The sequence below is a fragment of the Anabaena sp. PCC 7938 genome (genome assembly GCF_049315035.1).
GTDB lineage: Bacteria > Cyanobacteriota > Cyanobacteriia > Cyanobacteriales > Nostocaceae > Anabaena > Anabaena cylindrica.
In genome coordinates this window covers 1,814,413-1,831,654 of record NZ_CP186034.1, presented here as the reverse complement: position 1 = coordinate 1,831,654, position 17,242 = coordinate 1,814,413, and the positions used below count along the sequence as shown (strand labels likewise).

General features: G+C 40.8%; 11 protein-coding genes and 1 tRNA gene. 5 read left to right on the top strand and 7 right to left on the bottom strand.

The genetic code is table 11. The annotated features are described in order from the left end of the window. Nucleotides 1–116: 116 nt before the first annotated feature. Nucleotides 117–1,787 carry a transglutaminase domain-containing protein gene (locus ACOWPH_RS08470; protein WP_015214962.1) on the bottom strand — a complete coding sequence of 557 codons (1,671 nt, stop codon included), beginning with the start codon at nucleotides 1,785–1,787 and terminating at the stop codon, nucleotides 117–119. Nucleotides 1,788–1,991: 204 nt separating this feature from the next. Between ACOWPH_RS08470 and ACOWPH_RS08465 the strand changes: the two genes are divergently transcribed. The 3 genes from ACOWPH_RS08465 (at nucleotide 1,992) to ACOWPH_RS08455 (ending at nucleotide 6,801) form a co-directional block, all read left to right on the top strand. Beyond that, complete coding sequence (locus ACOWPH_RS08465; protein WP_015214961.1) at nucleotides 1,992–4,850, top strand: cation-translocating P-type ATPase; 2,859 nt, start codon at nucleotides 1,992–1,994, stop codon at nucleotides 4,848–4,850. Between the two features lie 85 nt (nucleotides 4,851–4,935). Beyond that, nucleotides 4,936–6,057 (top strand): DNA replication/repair protein RecF, encoded by a 1,122-nt coding sequence (recF, locus tag ACOWPH_RS08460; protein WP_015214960.1) that lies wholly within the window; start codon nucleotides 4,936–4,938, stop codon nucleotides 6,055–6,057. Nucleotides 6,058–6,165: 108 nt separating this feature from the next. After that, nucleotides 6,166–6,801 carry a hypothetical protein gene (locus ACOWPH_RS08455; RefSeq protein WP_015214959.1) on the top strand — a complete coding sequence of 212 codons (636 nt, stop codon included), beginning with the start codon at nucleotides 6,166–6,168 and terminating at the stop codon, nucleotides 6,799–6,801. A 229-nt stretch (nucleotides 6,802–7,030) separates the two neighbouring features. On the opposite strand, the gene ACOWPH_RS08450 is transcribed toward ACOWPH_RS08455, so the two are convergent. Continuing rightward, nucleotides 7,031–7,516: an MgtC/SapB family protein gene (locus tag ACOWPH_RS08450; protein ID WP_015214958.1), complete on the bottom strand. Its 486-nt coding sequence runs from the start codon at nucleotides 7,514–7,516 to the stop codon at nucleotides 7,031–7,033. Between the two features lie 143 nt (nucleotides 7,517–7,659). On the opposite strand from ACOWPH_RS08450, the gene ACOWPH_RS08445 reads away from it, so the two are divergent. Further along, nucleotides 7,660–10,050, top strand: coding sequence for a putative PEP-binding protein (locus ACOWPH_RS08445; RefSeq protein WP_015214957.1), 2,391 nt, complete (start codon nucleotides 7,660–7,662; stop codon nucleotides 10,048–10,050). A gap of 52 nt (nucleotides 10,051–10,102) precedes the next feature. On the opposite strand, the gene ACOWPH_RS08440 is transcribed toward ACOWPH_RS08445, so the two are convergent. Genes ACOWPH_RS08440 through ACOWPH_RS08430 form a run of 3 tightly spaced genes read right to left on the bottom strand, consistent with a single transcriptional unit; the run spans nucleotide 10,103 to nucleotide 12,239 of the window. Next, nucleotides 10,103–11,269, bottom strand: coding sequence for a pyridoxal phosphate-dependent aminotransferase (locus tag ACOWPH_RS08440; protein ID WP_015214956.1), 1,167 nt, complete (start codon nucleotides 11,267–11,269; stop codon nucleotides 10,103–10,105). Nucleotides 11,270–11,274: 5 nt separating this feature from the next. Further along, nucleotides 11,275–11,613, bottom strand: a complete 339-nt coding sequence (locus ACOWPH_RS08435) for a carbon dioxide-concentrating mechanism protein CcmK (RefSeq protein WP_015214955.1) — start codon at nucleotides 11,611–11,613, stop codon at nucleotides 11,275–11,277. Nucleotides 11,614–11,636: 23 nt separating this feature from the next. Continuing rightward, complete coding sequence (locus tag ACOWPH_RS08430) at nucleotides 11,637–12,239, bottom strand: DUF3318 domain-containing protein (protein ID WP_042465020.1); 603 nt, start codon at nucleotides 12,237–12,239, stop codon at nucleotides 11,637–11,639. A 75-nt stretch (nucleotides 12,240–12,314) separates the two neighbouring features. Between ACOWPH_RS08430 and ACOWPH_RS08425 the strand changes: the two genes are divergently transcribed. After that, nucleotides 12,315–12,551 carry a hypothetical protein gene (locus tag ACOWPH_RS08425; RefSeq protein ID WP_015214953.1) on the top strand — a complete coding sequence of 79 codons (237 nt, stop codon included), beginning with the start codon at nucleotides 12,315–12,317 and terminating at the stop codon, nucleotides 12,549–12,551. Between the two features lie 88 nt (nucleotides 12,552–12,639). On the opposite strand, the gene ACOWPH_RS08420 is transcribed toward ACOWPH_RS08425, so the two are convergent. Continuing rightward, nucleotides 12,640–12,713: transfer RNA gene (locus ACOWPH_RS08420), tRNA-Pro, on the bottom strand. 93 nt (nucleotides 12,714–12,806) lie between these two features. After that, entirely contained in the window at nucleotides 12,807–17,144 is a 4,338-nt protein-coding gene (locus ACOWPH_RS08415; RefSeq protein ID WP_015214952.1) for a PAS domain S-box protein, read from the bottom strand. Nucleotides 17,145–17,242: the final 98 nt, after the last annotated feature.

Genomic DNA, 17,242 nt, shown 5'->3' with positions numbered 1-17,242 from the left:
GATTAAGTAAGGCAAGAAACTTGCAGCAAAGGGCAAATTTCGGGTAAATGCACTAAAAAATGCTTCTACCTAATACCCCATTGCTAACTACAAGTTCCCAGTTGCTAATTTCCGAATTAGAAAGGCGGCAATTCTTTAAGAATTGTAAACCGAATATGGTTAATAGCCAAATCGCCAATGGATGTCTCTTCTTTAGTTAACCGCTGACCGTTACTGATCAAAGTTTCAAAAGTAACACCTTTGCCAATTTCAATATGATACCAGCATAATCCCATAAAAAAGCGTGTAGGATAAGGCCCACCTTCGCCTGTATCATCAGGATTGGATTCCATTGGCACCCAACCAAAATTAGGGATGTAGAATTCTAGCCAGACATGATTAAAATCAGGTTGCAGTGGAACTCCCTGTTGTTCACCATAAGGGGGGCATTTATATCTACCTACAGTTCGGCAGGGAACGCCATTCAAACGGCACAAAGCTAATAGCACACCTACATATTCGCCACAGGAGCCAATACCCCGTTCTAAAACTATATCTGGCGTGTCGATGTGTGGTTTAATGCCATAAGATAACTCATCATATACATAATTACGGATATTGTACATTTTCCGTAACACATTGGTTTCTGAACCGACTGCTTCACGGGCTGCACGGCGAACAATAGCCGTATCCATTGCTAAATCATCATCATCAACCAAATAGCGACTTTGTAATTCTGATGTCAATTCAGACACTTCTTCTACATCTTTTGGTGTGATGCGATATTTAATTCCTCGAACTTCCAAAAGTGCTTTCCAGCCAAATATGTGACGTTCACCAGGGGTAAGGGAATCAAACTTAAAGACTGCGACCCGTTGACCATCAATAATTTCTTCTGTGAAGGGTAAACCAACTGCTTCAACTTGTTTGACTTTTTGACGTTCAGTTTCTGATGGTAGGGCAATACGCCATTCTACATTGGGTAAATAAACTTCATCTAGGGGAGAAATTTCTTCCACGTAGGACATTTCTATGAGATAACCATTGGAAAGGGCGTAACGCTGATTGGGTTCGTAATGATAATGGAGGGGGTGAATGAAGGTAACATCCCGATAGGTTAGCTCGTGATTGGGTTCGGCGTTGGGGTTATCTCGAATATAAGGCTCTTCATTGGCATAAGCGATGTAAATCTTTTCCTGATTTGTATCGGAATTTTTATGAACTGCTATGCCTGTAGGAGATGCAAAGGGAGTGAGAACACTGAATTGAATTTCTCCAGTTGCCCTGTCTATGAAGTAAACTGTTTGTTCTGTGCGATCGCAAACCCAAAGCGTTTCCTGGGTAACTGCCAAATTTTCTATACCAACACCAGGGGCATAAAATCTGGTAATTTCTTTGCGTGTATCGAGGTCAAAAACCAGAATATAGCCAAGTCGATGACAGCTGACATAAACTGTTGATTCCCACACAGCAACACCGTCAGCAGAATAAGGTAAAGTAACAAAATGCTCCAAACCTAAAGAAGAGAGTTTACATAAATAAACACTATTACCACGGCTGACCCATAGCGTATCTTCCCACACTGCTAAACCAGTGACTTCGTTAAATTCTTTGACTTGGTGGGGATTAATAATGGTGCTGTTATCGGAGTTAAGGTCAATCTCCAGTAGATGCCCTTTGATGGTGTCGATAGCGATAAGTCTATCTTTGATGAAAGCAATACCACATAGGCTGGCAGCAGTAAGCGGTCGGATTGTTCTTTGCCCAAACATCTGGCTAACAGTAAAACTAGGGAGTGCAGAACTCATATTATTTTATTGGTAATTGGTAATTGGTAATTGGCAATTAGTAATTAGTAATTGGGTTGTTAACCTCCCCAGTCCCCATCTCCCAGTCCCCAGTTCCCAGTCCCTAGTTTCCAAACCCCAGTCCCAAAGTAACTTGAGTTGATGGTTTTCCTGCCACCACTCAATTATGATCGAATTTTGTAACCATTTCCTGTGACTTACACGATGTCTGCTCATTCTTTACCTGAAGGTGCCGTAGTTTGGCATAGTTTGGAGGTTGATAAAGCTTTAGACCTGCTTGATAGTAACGCAGACCGTGGCTTAACACCTCAAGAAGTTGAACAACGTTTGCAAAAATACGGAACCAATGAACTAGAAGAACATGGTGGCCGTAGCCCTTGGCAGATTCTACTAGATCAGTTTACAAACATCATGTTGTTAATGCTGATTGGTGTAGCTCTCATTTCTGGTTTTTTAGATTTCTGGGCGTTGCGACAAGGGACATTAAAAGTTGGTGAGGTGCCATTCAAAGACACAATTGCGATTATGGCGATTGTTGTCCTCAATGGTATTTTGGGTTATGTGCAAGAAAGCCGTGCTGAAAAAGCCTTAGCAGCCCTGAAAAAACTGTCCTCTCCCTCAGTCCGCATTATCCGTAACGGTAAGCTGGCTGATGTAGCAGGGAAAGAATTAGTACCTGGGGATGTGATGTTGCTAGAAGCTGGTGTGCAAATATCCGCTGATGGACGCTTAATAGAACAGTCAAACTTACAAGTGCGGGAGTCGGCACTGACGGGTGAAGCTGAAGCTGTAAATAAGCAGGCAGTTCTCACATTACCAGAAGATGCGGCTTTAGGCGATCGCATTAATTTAGTTTTTCAAGGAACCGAAGTAGTCCAAGGACGGGCTAAAGTTCTTGTTACCAACACTGGCATGACAACGGAACTGGGCAAAATTGCCACTATGTTGCAGTCGGTGGACAGTGAACCCACGCCCCTACAGCAGCGCATGACTCAATTGGGTAATGTGCTGGTATCAGGTTCTTTGATCCTCGTAGCAATTGTCGTAGTCGGTGGTATTATCCAAGCCAGAGGTTTTAGCAACTTACAAGATTTGCTAGAAGTTTCCCTGAGTATGGCTGTGGCTGTAGTTCCTGAAGGTTTACCTGCCGTAATTACCGTTACCTTAGCCCTGGGAACTCAGCGCATGGTACGCCACCATGCCTTGATTCGCAAACTCCCAGCGGTAGAAACATTAGGTTCTGTCACTACCATTTGTTCCGATAAAACCGGGACTTTGACTCAAAACAAAATGGTGGTGCAGTCAGTTTATACCAATCAAAAAGCTTTCCGGGTAACGGGAGAAGGTTATACTCCTGAAGGAGATTTTCAGTTAGATGGACAAAAAATTGATCTAGATGAAAATCCAGAAATATCGGCTTTGCTTGTTGCTTGTGCTGTGTGTAATGACTCGGTGCTGCAAAAAGAAGCCGGCGTATGGGCTATTTTGGGCGACCCCACAGAAGGCGCTTTGGTAACATTGGCAGGAAAAGCTGGCATTGAAAAAGACCAGTGGCAAAGTAAATTACCCCGTGTATCTGAGTTTCCCTTTTCTTCAGAACGGAAACGTATGAGTGTAATTTGTCAAGCAGAAGCAGTTGCCACAGGCGAACCGGCGATGAATGGGGTTGACCCAGTAATTGCTGGATTCTTAGAATCTGAACAATATTTAATGTTTACTAAGGGTTCCCCAGAATTAACCTTGGCACGTTGTACGGAAATTTATGTGGGCGATACCTCAACTCCCATTAACGAAGAACAACGCACTCAAATTTTGGCAGCAAATGACCAAATGGCGAGTCAAGGTTTAAGAGTATTAGGTTTTGCCTACAAACCTCTGTCAGAAGTGCCTCCAGAAGCCTCAGAGGACACATCTGAAAACGGTTTGGTATGGTTGGGCTTAGTGGGAATGTTAGACGCGCCACGCCCGGAAGTAAGGGCATCTGTGGCAGAGTGTCGCCAAGCGGGGATTCGCCCCATTATGATTACCGGCGACCACCAATTAACAGCACGAGCGATCGCTTTAGATTTAGGAATAGCTGATGCCGATGCTAGAGTTCTCACCGGTCAAGAATTGCAACGCATGACTGACCAAGAACTAGAAGAACAAGTTGATTTAGTCAGTATTTACGCCAGAGTTTCTCCAGAACACAAACTGAGAATCGTCCAAGCACTGCAACGGCGTGGTCGATTTGTGGCTATGACAGGAGATGGTGTCAACGATGCCCCCGCCCTCAAACAAGCCGATATCGGCATCGCCATGGGTATTACAGGTACAGATGTCAGCAAAGAAGCCAGTGATATGGTATTACTAGATGACAACTTTGCCACCATAGTTGCCGCTACCAAAGAAGGTAGAGTTGTTTACACCAACATTCGCCGTTTTATTAAATACATTTTGGGTAGTAATATTGGCGAAGTTCTCACCATTGCGGCTGCACCTCTAATGGGCTTAGGAGGTGTTCCTCTCACACCGTTGCAAATTCTCTGGATGAACTTGGTAACGGATGGTTTACCTGCTTTGGCATTAGCTGTAGAACCCCCAGAACCAGATGTCATGCAGCGCCCACCTTTTAGTCCCCGCGAAAGTATTTTCGCTAGAGGGTTAGGTGCTTATATGGTTCGGATTGGGATTGTATTTGCGATCATTTCTATTGCTTTGATGTCGTGGGCTTATAATTACACCCATGCAGCAGGGTATCCGGGTAATCCTGATACTTGGAAGACAATGGTATTTACTACTCTGTGTATTGCCCAAATGGGTCATGCGATCGCAATTCGTTCTAACAACCAACTCACAATTGAAATGAATCCCTTTTCTAATCTCTTTGTACTGGGATCTGTAATTGTGACAACGATTTTGCAATTGATGTTAATTTACGTTCCACCCCTGCGAGCTTTCTTTGGTACTCATGAATTAAGTCTCTCGGAATTAGGAATTTGTATCGGTTTCAGTGCCTTAATGTTTGTCTGGATTGAAGGAGAAAAAATATTTTTCCGCTTGATAGGTAAAAAGACTGTTTGATGAAGTGTTCAGGAGTTGGGGAAGACAAAGATTTATATTTCCCCTACCCCCTGCCCTCCGCACCCTGCACCCTGCCTCCAATTCCATGTACCTCAAAACCCTACACCTCCGACAGTTTCGCAATTATCAAGACCAAAAAGTTGAGTTTAATGCTGCCAAAACAATTTTGGTGGGTAATAATGCTCAGGGAAAATCGAATTTGTTGGAGGCAGTGGAGTTGTTAGCCACATTGCGATCGCATCGGATGGCACGCGATCGTGATTTAATTAGGGATGGGGAAGCTGTAGCCCAAATCAACGCCACCCTAGAACGAGCCGCAGGTATCAGTGAATTAACCCTCACCCTCCGCCGTCATGCTCGTCGCAGTGTCGCTATTAATGGCGAAATATTCCGCCGACAAATGGACTTTCTTGGTGTTATCAATGCAGTTGAGTTTTCCAGCTTAGATTTAGAACTAGTACGCGGTAGCCCCGAAAGTCGCCGTAATTGGTTAGATACACTCTTAATTCAACTCGAACCAGTTTATGCTCACATTTTGCAGCAATATAATCAGGTCTTACGTCAACGCAATGCTTTTTTAAAACGTCAGATAGACAAACCTGTTAAATCGCTACAATCAGAATTAGCAATTTGGGATGCACAGTTAGTTACCACAGGAACAAGGGTAATTATCAGAAGGGAAAGAGCTATCCAAAAATTAGCACCCATCGCGGCTGCATGGCACACTAGTATTAGCGGAAGCACAGAATTTTTGCAAATCAACTATGCGCCTAATGTCCCTCTCGAAAACAATCATGCCGAAGCAGTCCAACAAGCTTTTTTAGCCAAAATTCAACAGCGTTCTGTGGTTGAATTGCACCGAGGTACTACTTTAGTCGGACCGCACCGTGATGAAGTAGAATTAATTATTAACCAAACACCTGCTCGCCAATATGGCTCCCAAGGTCAGCAACGAACACTGGTTCTGGCTTTAAAATTAGCAGAATTACAATTAATTGAAGAAGTCGTCCAAGAGCCTCCTTTACTTTTACTAGATGATGTCTTAGCAGAATTAGACCCATCACGCCAAAATCAATTGCTTGATGCCATTCAAGACCGTTTTCAAACATTAATTACTACTACTCATTTGGGTTCTTTTGACTCTCAGTGGTTAAAATATTCGCAAATTCTCTTCGTGCAAGCAGGAGAGATAAGTGAGTCGGCGTAAATATTTATGTAAGAATTTAGGAGTTCGGAGTTCGGAGTCAGGAGTCAGGAGTCAGGAGTCAGGAGTCAGAAAGAATATTTTTCTCTTCTGTTCCCTATTACCTATTCCTTGCCATATCAAACATTCCGTATCCTGAATCCTTACATATTTATAGTAATTAATACTCATCCATTAGTAAAACCATTTGATAGAAGATATTTATCATTTATTGATGTCTTCACTACCCTGTTCGTTGCTATAAATAAAGAATTTAAGGTTTCTCTCTCTCAACTTTTGGTAATTGTATTCTTGAATTATCCGGTAACTAATTTAGAAATGAATCACAGAAATTATAATGTAGATAAAAACGAAATTGCATCATTAGGTGCATCATTGAGAGCTATTGAACCAAAGCTACTGAAACCATGTCAACAAGAAAATACAGTAAAAATTTGGTTACAAGGAGGAGAACCTTATTTTGATATTTTTTTGGAGTTAAAAAATGAGCAAATTATCTGGTTTCAATTTACATTACGTGGTAAATCGCTTTCCTGGCATATTGATAATACTAAATTACAAACAGGTATTACCAATGAATTATCTGTTGATGATGTTAATTTCTATGCGGCTAGTAAAACTATAAACAACGATGATGTATCTGATATTGAATTTATTAATATAGTAAAATCAATTCTTCAGACAAGAGCAGATGAAGAAATTTTTGCCAAGGCACTGACATTGTTTACTTTTACAAATAACCAATAGTTCATTAATTATCTAATCTTCCATATTTATCTTTTGGATCGATTCAAAACCTAAAATTGTTTTACTGTCAGTATTCAGGATAGAAAATACAAAAGTCAGGAGAATAAAGCTTTTTTAGTCAACTTTGATGATTTTGATAAAATCTCACTTCTCTCGATTCTTCATGTCATAAGCATTCTGAACCGCAGGTCTGCGTAGCGTCTCCTGACTCCTGAATTATTACATTTGACTAATGAGATTTTTCTACTTTTTTAACAAGATTGAGAACCACAACTGTCAACACAGTACCAATTAATCCTAGCTGCCATAAACCACACCCAGAAGCAATGCCTAAAGATGCTGAAACCCATATAGCTGCCGCAGAAGTAAGTCCATGAATTTCTGCTAATTTAGGTTGTTGAGAAGATGAACGCAAAATTTCTCCCGTACCGAGAAAGCCCACTCCAGCTGCAATACCTTGAATAACACGACTGAGAGCATCAGGATTTATTTCTTTTCCACCTATTTGGATAGCAATAATAGTAAATATAGCTGAACCCAAAGTCACTAACATATGAGTTCGTAAACCGGCTGGTTTGTCTCTCCGTTGACGTTCCAAGCCAATCATTCCACCCATCAACAATGCAAAACATAGCCGAAAGGAGATATTTACCCAATCATTGCTGGCAATGTAGTAAGAGGTTGTCAATAATGTCTGTTGTATAAATAATACCATAACTACTTTAAACTAAATTGAGTACTTGACAACGTAATTAAAGGAGTAAGAAATTTTTGCGATCGCTTATTTGGTGGGTGAAACGGCTACTCATCGGTGGATAATAATAATTGCAACTCCACAACTGATACCTAAATAATTGAGTGGAACAACTCTACTGGCTTGACCAAATTAAATTACAAGACCGCGCCAAAGTTGGTGATAAAGCGTTTTATTTGAGCAGAATTATGCAACGGGGCTATCCAGTAATGCCTGGTTTTGTGGTTTCGGCAGATGTTTGGCGGCAATTTCTAGAAACCCTCAATAGTTCAGAGTCTTTAGTGGCTGATTTGCCCTATTCTTCCCTGCATTTGGATGTAGCTAATTGGCAACAACTTCAACAGGTGGCTGGCCGCTTGCGGGAGGAAATTATTTCGGCTCATGTGCCACAGCATTGGGTGAGTAAGATTTTTGAGGCTGCGAGAATGTGGGAAAAAAAATGTTTAATTTTGCGTCCAACATTAGCAGTATCATCTGTTACCCAAACGGTGGGCAATATTTCTGGCTTGCTGGATTCGGTGTTTTGTTTATGTGATGAAGAAGCGATCGCTCAAGCATTAAAGGCTGTGTGGAGTCAGTTGTTTCGTGCCAGAAGCCTACTATATTGGCAGAGTGTAGGTATTAATTTACAAAAAATTAATTTAGCGGTGTTGGTACAACCAGTTGAAAATGCGATCGCTTCCGGTTTATTCAACGCTAACGCCTTAAGCTCAGAAATTGAGGCCACTTGTGGATTAGGAGTAGCAATTACCAATGGTGAAGTATTACCAGATGTTCACTATATCCACGAAAAAACAGGAGTTGTCAAAGAACAACAATTGGGAAATAAAATTCTCGCTTATCATCTTCATGATCCTACATCTGTAACTACTGAGGAATCCCTATCTAGATCGACATCAATAACAGATAACAATTGTTTGCTTGTCTCCCTACTGAGTGAGTATCAACAAAAACAGTATGCTTTATCAGAAAATCACTTACAACAAGTAATTATTTTAGGCAATCAACTAGTGAGTGAACTAGGTGCAAAGTTAACAATGAAGTGGACAATTACCGACGCAACTTCAGACCCCAAACTCTACATCACTCAAGTTAGTAACCCTCCATCTGTAATTCCCAGCTTACACTTCCTCAAAGGCATAGGGGCTGCGAGGGGACGTGTGAAGGCTAATGCTTATGTGATTGTGAGTTCCCAACCCAAACCAGCACAAATCCCCAAGGGCGTGATTGTAATTGCACCAGCAATCACTCCTGATTGGTTGCCTTTATTACATGAAGTGGTGGGAATTATTACAGAAAGAGGGGGATTAACCAGTCATGGGGCGATTTTGTCTAGAGAATTGGGTATTCCGGCTGTAGTTAACGCCACCAATGCTACCAACCTGATTCAAACTGGTGAACTAATATTACTTGATGGTGAGAGAGGAGAGGTTTATCGTAGCAGAGCAGAAGGTGATAAAGTTTTTGATGGTGAGGTGGGGATATGGGGAGATGGCGAGAAAATTTCATTATACAAAAACACCACCGCACCACAGAATGATAAGTCAGAACAGTCTCAGTACGGATTTAGCAATGCTAAACACTTACCCATGATTGCTACCCAACTATTAGTTAATCTCAGTCAGCCTAGCCTGATTGAAAAAGTCCAAAATTTACCTGTAGATGGTGTGGGATTGTTACGTTCAGAATTGATGGTGTTGAATATTTTGGAGGGGCAAAATCCTCATGCTTGGCTTTTGGGTGGCAGACAAACAGAATTATTAGAAACTTTATCTGAGCAGATTAAAAAATTTGCGCGGGCTTTTGCACCACGTCCGATTTTATATCGGTCTTTGGATTGGAGAACCCAAGATTTACCTTCATTAAGTGATAATAAACAATCTTCATCACAATCAATGTTGGGTGAACATGGGACTTTAAGTTATGTACGCAATCCCGCAATTTTTGAATTAGAATTAAAGGCTTTGACGGCTGTACAAAAAAGTGGTTATAGTAATATAAATTTGATGTTGCCTTTTGTGCGGACTGTGGAAGAATTTGTATTTTGTCGGCATAAAGTTGAGCAAGCTGGGTTAACGCAGAATTCCTCTTTTCAATTATGGATAATGGCAGAAGTACCAAGTGTGCTGTTTTTATTGCCAGAATATATTAAAGCGGGTGCGGCAGGTATTTCTATTGGCACAAATGACCTCACGCAATTAATTTTAGGGGTGGATAGAGAGCAAGGAGAACTAGCAAACATATTCGATGAGCGTCATCCTGCTGTTATGGGTGCGATCGCTCAATTAATTAAAACAGCCAAAGCTGGGGGGATTCCTTGTTCAATCTGCGGACAAGCACCAGCACTGTATCCAGAGATTATTGATAAGTTGGTGGAATGGGGAATTACTTCTATTTCAGTGGAACCAGAAGCGGTGGAAAGGACATATAATGCGATCGCTCGTGCAGAACATCGGTTAATTTTAGCAGCAGCACGCAGGCAACTGGGCAATTAAACATTATAGGACAGACTTATTCAAATTTGGTTACTGAAATATAGCTACTCATTCAAGATATAATTGATTTTATGCCTTTAACTAATCTTTCTATCCCTACTTTTGCTGTTTCTTGTCGCAATGCACCATAAGCAACGCGTAAATAACAACCGTCTTTCATGCCAAATGTAGTACCAGGGATAACTGCTACTTGATGTTCTTGAATCAATCTTTTAACTAATTCAAAAGCATCCATTTGGGTATGCACTTTCAAGAAAAAGTAGAAAGCACCGTCTGCGGGGGTAACAGTACATAAACCTTGGAGTTGCCTGAGTGTGTTTAGAACTAATTGTCTAACTTGTGCGATCGCACTGATATTATCTCTTAAGTAGTCATCCTTTGCCTGTAACGCCCCTACAGCAGCATATTGGGAAACCACAGGGGGACAAATCAAAATCGTATCTTGCACTTTTTTGACTGCATTTAGCAGGTGTTGGGGAATCACCATATAGCCAATACGCCAACTAGCGAAACCATAAGCTTTGGAAAGACTATACAGCGAAATTGTATATTCACTGCTTCCCGGAAATGCACCAGGGGAAAGATGCTTTACTCCGTCATAAGTAAAATATTCATAAGCTTCATCACTAATGTGGTAAATACCTCGTTCCCGACAAATTTCATTAACTTGATATAATAATTTTTTTGGATAAACTATCCCCGTGGGATTATTTGGCGAAATTGTAACGACAGCACGGGTTTTAGATGTAATTGCTTGGGCTATTCCTTCAGGAACTAATTGATAATTTTCATCCGTTTCTACTAATACCGGATGACAACCAGCCATTTTAATCGCCATTTCATGATTGAAATAGTATGGTGTATTTAATATAATTTCGTCACCTGGGGAAGTAATTGCTAAAACGGCATTCATAAAACCCATATTGCTGCCGGCTGTGACAACAATACAATTTTCTCCGTTAATATCAATGCCGTTAAACTTTGATAATTTGGCTGTTAATACTGTTAATAATTCGGGGATACCTACAACAGCTTTATAAAGGTGATTTTTCGGTTCAGCTAAGAATTTTGGTAATAGTTCTATTGCTTCCGGTGGTGGGCTATAGTGAACTACACCTTGTCCGAGAGAAATTGTACCAGGAGAGTTTTTGATAAGTTCTCCAACAACGGGAATAATTGGCGATTGGATCGCATTCATACGAGAAAATGGGGAATTCATAAATTTTAATTACTCAGGGATGAGGGAAAACGAATATCGGCATTAAATTGGGCAATATTTGCACTTTGATGAATTGGCAAAACATATTCTAAATTTTCATGAGGACGAGGAATAATGTGATGAGAAAGTATTTCACCACCATTAACTTTTAAAACAGATTCTAGTCCCTGATTTACTGCCATATTTACTTCACCGATATCACCGCGAATTAAAATCGTAATTCTTCCTAAATCTGTATTTTCATAACCAACAAAAGTGATACGGGCAGCTTTACACATTGCGTCTGCTGCTTCCACTGCTGTGGGAACACCGTATACTTCTATCATGCCCAATGCTAATGTCAATTTCGTTTTGCTCCAATTCAAATCTATTGATAATTTTCTGGAATACCTGCGGGGGATAAACCTGAAATAGCTCTCAAGTTTTGACAACGAATTAATTCGTTAAAATCTAAACCAGAACGCCCTTCTATCTTGGCTACCGTCTCGATGGCGGTTAACAAATGCTGTGCGGCTTCTGTTTCTGAATAATTGCGTCTTTGGGCAATGCGAAGGGCGGTTATATCGGCGGTTATTTCTGACTCTTGTGATTGATTCATGCGCCATATCCGCACACCAGCAAAAGCACTTAATCCCCCAGCGATAACCACACCAACCACATCAGATTGAGCAACTTCTACTACTCCACCTAATAACCCCGCTAAAACCACACCCTGATAAATATCTGGTTTTATCCACTTCACCCCAGTCAACCAGCTAACCTGATGTAGGAGTAGCAAATCTCGTTGCGGCTTAGTTAAACGTCGCCACAAATCAAAATTAATATATATAGGACGTTCTCGATTCCAGGGTAAGGGAAAAGCCGCATATATGACCTTTTTTTGCTCTGGTTTACTGACGATTTTGGTCATCATGCGTCCAGAAGCCGGCATCACATCTAATAAACGGCGAATTTCAATATTTGGCTCCATCGTGTCCATTATTAGGCATAATAATATTCGTATATTAAATTACTACCAAGACTTCACTGCAAAGATTTTAATTATATGGATGCTTTTGCTCCCACTCCACCAGAATGGACAGATCAGGCTATTCACGCTTATGAATTTTTCTGTCCCAAATGTCACTCCAGCAGTCGAGAAGCGGTAGAAGTTTGGCTAAATAGGCGATCGCCTGTCAGCACCGCAGATCATCGTCGTAAGTGGCAAGAATTCTACCATTGTCATTGTGGTCATGTTTGGTGGGCTTGGAGTAATGACAGGCCACCGATAGATTTAAAGTAGGTGGTTATTGAAATTCGTGCAAGTGGGTTTGGACTGGGTGGCTCAGACCCCAAAAACAGGGAGGAAATAACGTACAACAACAGTAAAATCGGGATGACTGGATTCGAACCAGCGGCCCCTTCGTCCCGAACGAAGTGCGCTACCAAGCTGCGCCACATCCCGTCATAAAAATTCCAATTATTAGGCCATGATATCACAAAAATCCCTAAAATAATAAAAATAACTTGCTTCCCACAAAACGAAATCTATCTCTGCTTATGGTTTCTGTCCATAAAGATAGGTTTGTGCTAGTTTCATAATCTGCTCAAAGGCAAAGTTTTGGGTGAGTTGGTCTAAACTGAGAGCCAGAGATGAGTGTTCGGGGGGAATTTGCGTAATCAACTGCTCGACTGCTGTTTGTTCACAAGATACCGAAGCTTGACGGAGTTCAACTACCCAAGCTTGAGGCATAACCGCCAAATCCTCAGCAGTCAATGCTTGCTTGAGGGCTAATGAGGGTGGCGCTGGGTTGTCGTAGGTGTAGCATATATCCAAATGTTCAGCCATTTTGCTAAACAAGGTTTCGGCTCGAAAGGGTTTACTGATATAGTCATTACAGCCTGCTTCTATAGCAAGGCGGCGATGGCTTCGCTCTTCGCTATCATCGTTAGAAGCTTGAGCCGTAAGGGCAATAATGATAGTAGATTGATCTGGTTGCTCAATAGAGCGAATTTGTTTTGTCACTTCATACCCATCTAATCCTGGCATCCGAATATCCATGTAGATAAGGTGGGGTTGCCATTTTTGCCATAGGGAAATAGCTTCTTCTCCATTTACGGCTTCTCGTACCTCCAATTTCAATTTACCGAGCAGTTTTACCAGAAATAGCCGATTTAAAGCCTGGTCATCCACGACTAAAATCCGATAATTAGGTTGGTTGGTGGCTAGTCCGGTAACTCTTTGAGTCGGTTTTTTAGGTTTTATATGGGTTCCTGTGACCACCACAACTGGAATTGTAAACTGAAATGTACTACCTTTTCCGAAAGTACTGTTGAGTATAATTTCTCCACCCATTAACTGCACTAACCGACGACTAATGGCGAGTCCAAGTCCTGTCCCTTCATGGAGGCTGTGCTGACCGGCTGGCGCTTGGGTAAAGGCATCAAAAATTATATCTAAATCTTGAGGAGCGATGCCGATTCCGGTGTCAATAACCTGGAATTGTATATAAGAGAGGTTATTAAATTCAGAACTGGATTTTGTGGGCTGATTTACTAAGGAAACAGATAGATAAATGCTGCCTTTTTGAGTAAATTTAATGGCGTTACCAACTAAATTAATCAATATCTGTTGCAACTTTTGAGCATCAACAATGATGTATTGAGGAACTTGGGGCAAAATTTCCTGGTGTAACTGCAATCTCTTTTTTCTTATTTGCTGACTAAACATACTGTTTAATGAGTTAAGTAGTTCAAATAAATCAATCTCTTGCTTATCCAAAGTCATGATTCCAGCTTCAATTTTGGATAGTTCAAGAATTTCATTGATCAGCTTAAGTAAATGCTCTCCACTGCTATAAATGAGTTTGATCTGTTCTTGATGTTCTGGGAGTAGTTTAGAGTCCCAATTCATGAGTTGAGCGAACCCCAGAATAGCGTTGAGGGGAGTCCGAAGTTCGTGGCTCATATTTGCCAGAAAAGCGCTTTTAGCTTGGTTTGCAGCTTCTGCGGCTTCTTTTGCTTGTTGGAGTTCTAATTCAGCTTGAACGCGATCACTCACATCTTGGACGAAAGATAGAATAGAAATCAGATTACCAAATTCGTCTAGAAGAGTTGAGTTGAACCATTGACAGTGAATTACAGAACCGTTTTTTCGATAATTGCGATTATTACAAATACTACTTTCTTTACTTATTAATCTTTCTGCTTCAGATTTTACTTGCTCTAAATCTTCCTCAAAAATAAATTGCCAATCGAACATATTTTTATTCAATACTTCTGCTACGCTCCAGCCAAATATTTTTTCAGCTTGTTTTGACCACTCTTGAACTTGAAATTGATCATTCCAGATAATAGTGGCTAATGGAGTATTTTCAATATGAAAGGTAATCTGATTGTGGGCTTGTTGTAGAGCGGCTTCTATCTGTTTACGTTGGGTGATATCACGACAAATACAGAACTGTATTATTTCGTTATCCCAATTTACGCTGTTGGCACTAATTTCTACATCGTAGATCAAACCGTCTTGACGACGATAGCGAGTTTCAAATAAGACTCTTTTTTTGAGATTAACTTCCTCAATTAACTTTTGAATTTCTGCTTTTGTCCATTTAGCATCCCAATCAGAAACATACAAAGTTTTGACTTCTTCTAAGGTATAACCGAGCATCTTTGCAAAGCTCAAATTAGAGTCTAATACTTTACCTTTACTGTCTAAAATAACAATGCCATCAAAGGAAGTATTGAAAAGTATTCTAGTGCGAATTAATTCTTTTTCTAGAGCAGCTTCAACTTGTTTGCTTTCACTGATATCTTGGGCAGTACCGAGGATTTTGATGACTTGATGATTTTCATCTCTAGCAAAAACTACATCACGCGATCGCAACCAACACCAAGAACCATTCTTATGCCGCATCCGATATTCAGTAGTTAAAATTTCACCATCGCGGGCAATTTTCCAGTGAGCTATATTTCGGGACAGCAAAGGTAAATCTTCAGGATGCAAGATGTCTAAGAAAAACTGAGAACCCCCTTGCAAAAACTCTTCAGGTGTATATCCTAAAATCTCTATGGACTGACGATTAACATATAGATTAGCCCAAGTATTTGGGTTTAAAATATATAAAATTTGCGGTGAATAATCTGCAACTTGTTGGATAAAGTGATTGCTTTCGCGTAACTCTGCTTCAGCTTTTTGGCGTAAACGAAGCTCATTGTAAACATTGCTAATGTCTTTAAAAACTGAAAGCACAAATATATCATCCTCTAGCTCGATCAATTCTGAAGAGAGCAATCCAGTTTTGATTTCTCCTGATTTGCTGCGCCACTCCATTTCATAATTGTGAATTGTCTGCTGAGTTTGTAACTGATGGTAAATTTCTTGTGCTTGTTGGGCATGAACTAACAAATTTAATTCATCCATTGTATGACCGATTACTTCCTCATTGGTATAGCCTGTGAGGGTAAGAAATTCGTCATTTACAGCCAGATAACTTCCATCTGTAAGATTGATAAGAGTAATGGGATCGGGGCTAGCACAAAGTACTTTGGCAAATTTTTCTTCTGATTTTTGAATAGCTTTTTGGAGTTGCTCACCCATGCGATTAAAGGATGCTGCTAAAATTTGCAACTCTGCGATCGCTGCATTTTCTGGTAAAGGCTGCTGCCATTCTCCCGCTGCTAATGCCTGACTAGCTCGACTTAGCTGAATAATTGGTCGAGTAATCCAACCTGCTGTAAGTATTCCCATGCTGGTGACGATAAATAATGTCAGCCCACATAACAAAATCGTGGAATTGGTATTTGCCTGAATTTCTCCCATAAAGTCAGACGCAGGAATAACTGTCACCACCAACCAATCGAGACCGTATTCATCTCCGTAAGGATCAACGTGAGCAAACAGTATTTCTTCTCTCAACGCTACTTTAAAAGTATGACTAGCTCGAATTTGCTGGAAATCACCATATTGCTGCTGCATTTGGGTCGCAACTGCCTTTGTTCGGGCATCTTGACTATGAATCGCTGGCAACCGTATCGGTGGTTTCTTGTCGTGCTTGATAAAGGGTATTTCTAAGGTTGATGTGGCAACCAAATCACCAGAACGCTCTAGGATAAACGTTTGTCCTGAAGGTGAGAATTTCAGTTGGCTCAAAAATGTACTGATATCTGACAACACAGTACCAGAACCAAAAATACCTTGAAATTTTCCATTAGCATCATAGACAGGAGCCACAGCATAGAGACCCAATGTGGAAAAAGCTCGGTAAACAAAAATTGGAGCCCAAGTTTGTTTCTTGGCTGCTTTGGCATGAAGATACCAGGACATTTTGCTGTTATCCATTGTTAGGGTATGCAGCATTTTTCTGGATTTACCCTGTTCATTTACCAAATAATAGTTTCGGTTTTTTGGCTGTGCTGTCCTGATTTGGCTTGAGTAAAGCGTACCAATCTTTAACTTTTCCCCGGTTAGCTTTTTGCCTTGTGCGATCGCTTCCTGACTAACCAAACGTCCGTAGCCTATTTCATCTCCCGCTTCGGTGACAAAATAGGTATATATCAATGAAGGAAATGAATTAATTTGCTGCCACAAATGATTTTGTACTTGCTCAATGTTATTGATGTTGAGCAAACCTTGCCGGGTATTGCGGTGATTGACTGCAACTGCTTGTTGTTGAGTTTGCAGGGAGGTGTTGAGGCGATCACTAATCCGTTTCGCTGTTTGATCCATCAACTTATCTGCCAAGTTTTCTACTGCCACCTTTCCGCTGCGGTAGGACAAATAACCTACTAAGGCAACAACTCCCACCGTTTGCAGTACAAATGGCACAATCAACAAGGTTTGTAGCGACACCTTGCCGAATCTCTTGGCAATCCAGTTGACAGAGAGATAATTCATCTTTCCCAAGTAAATATGCTGAACTTTAACATTATTTTTAGACTTTAAACATAGATTAACTCATCAGGGCGCAGTGGGGTCGAATACCCATGTTTCGC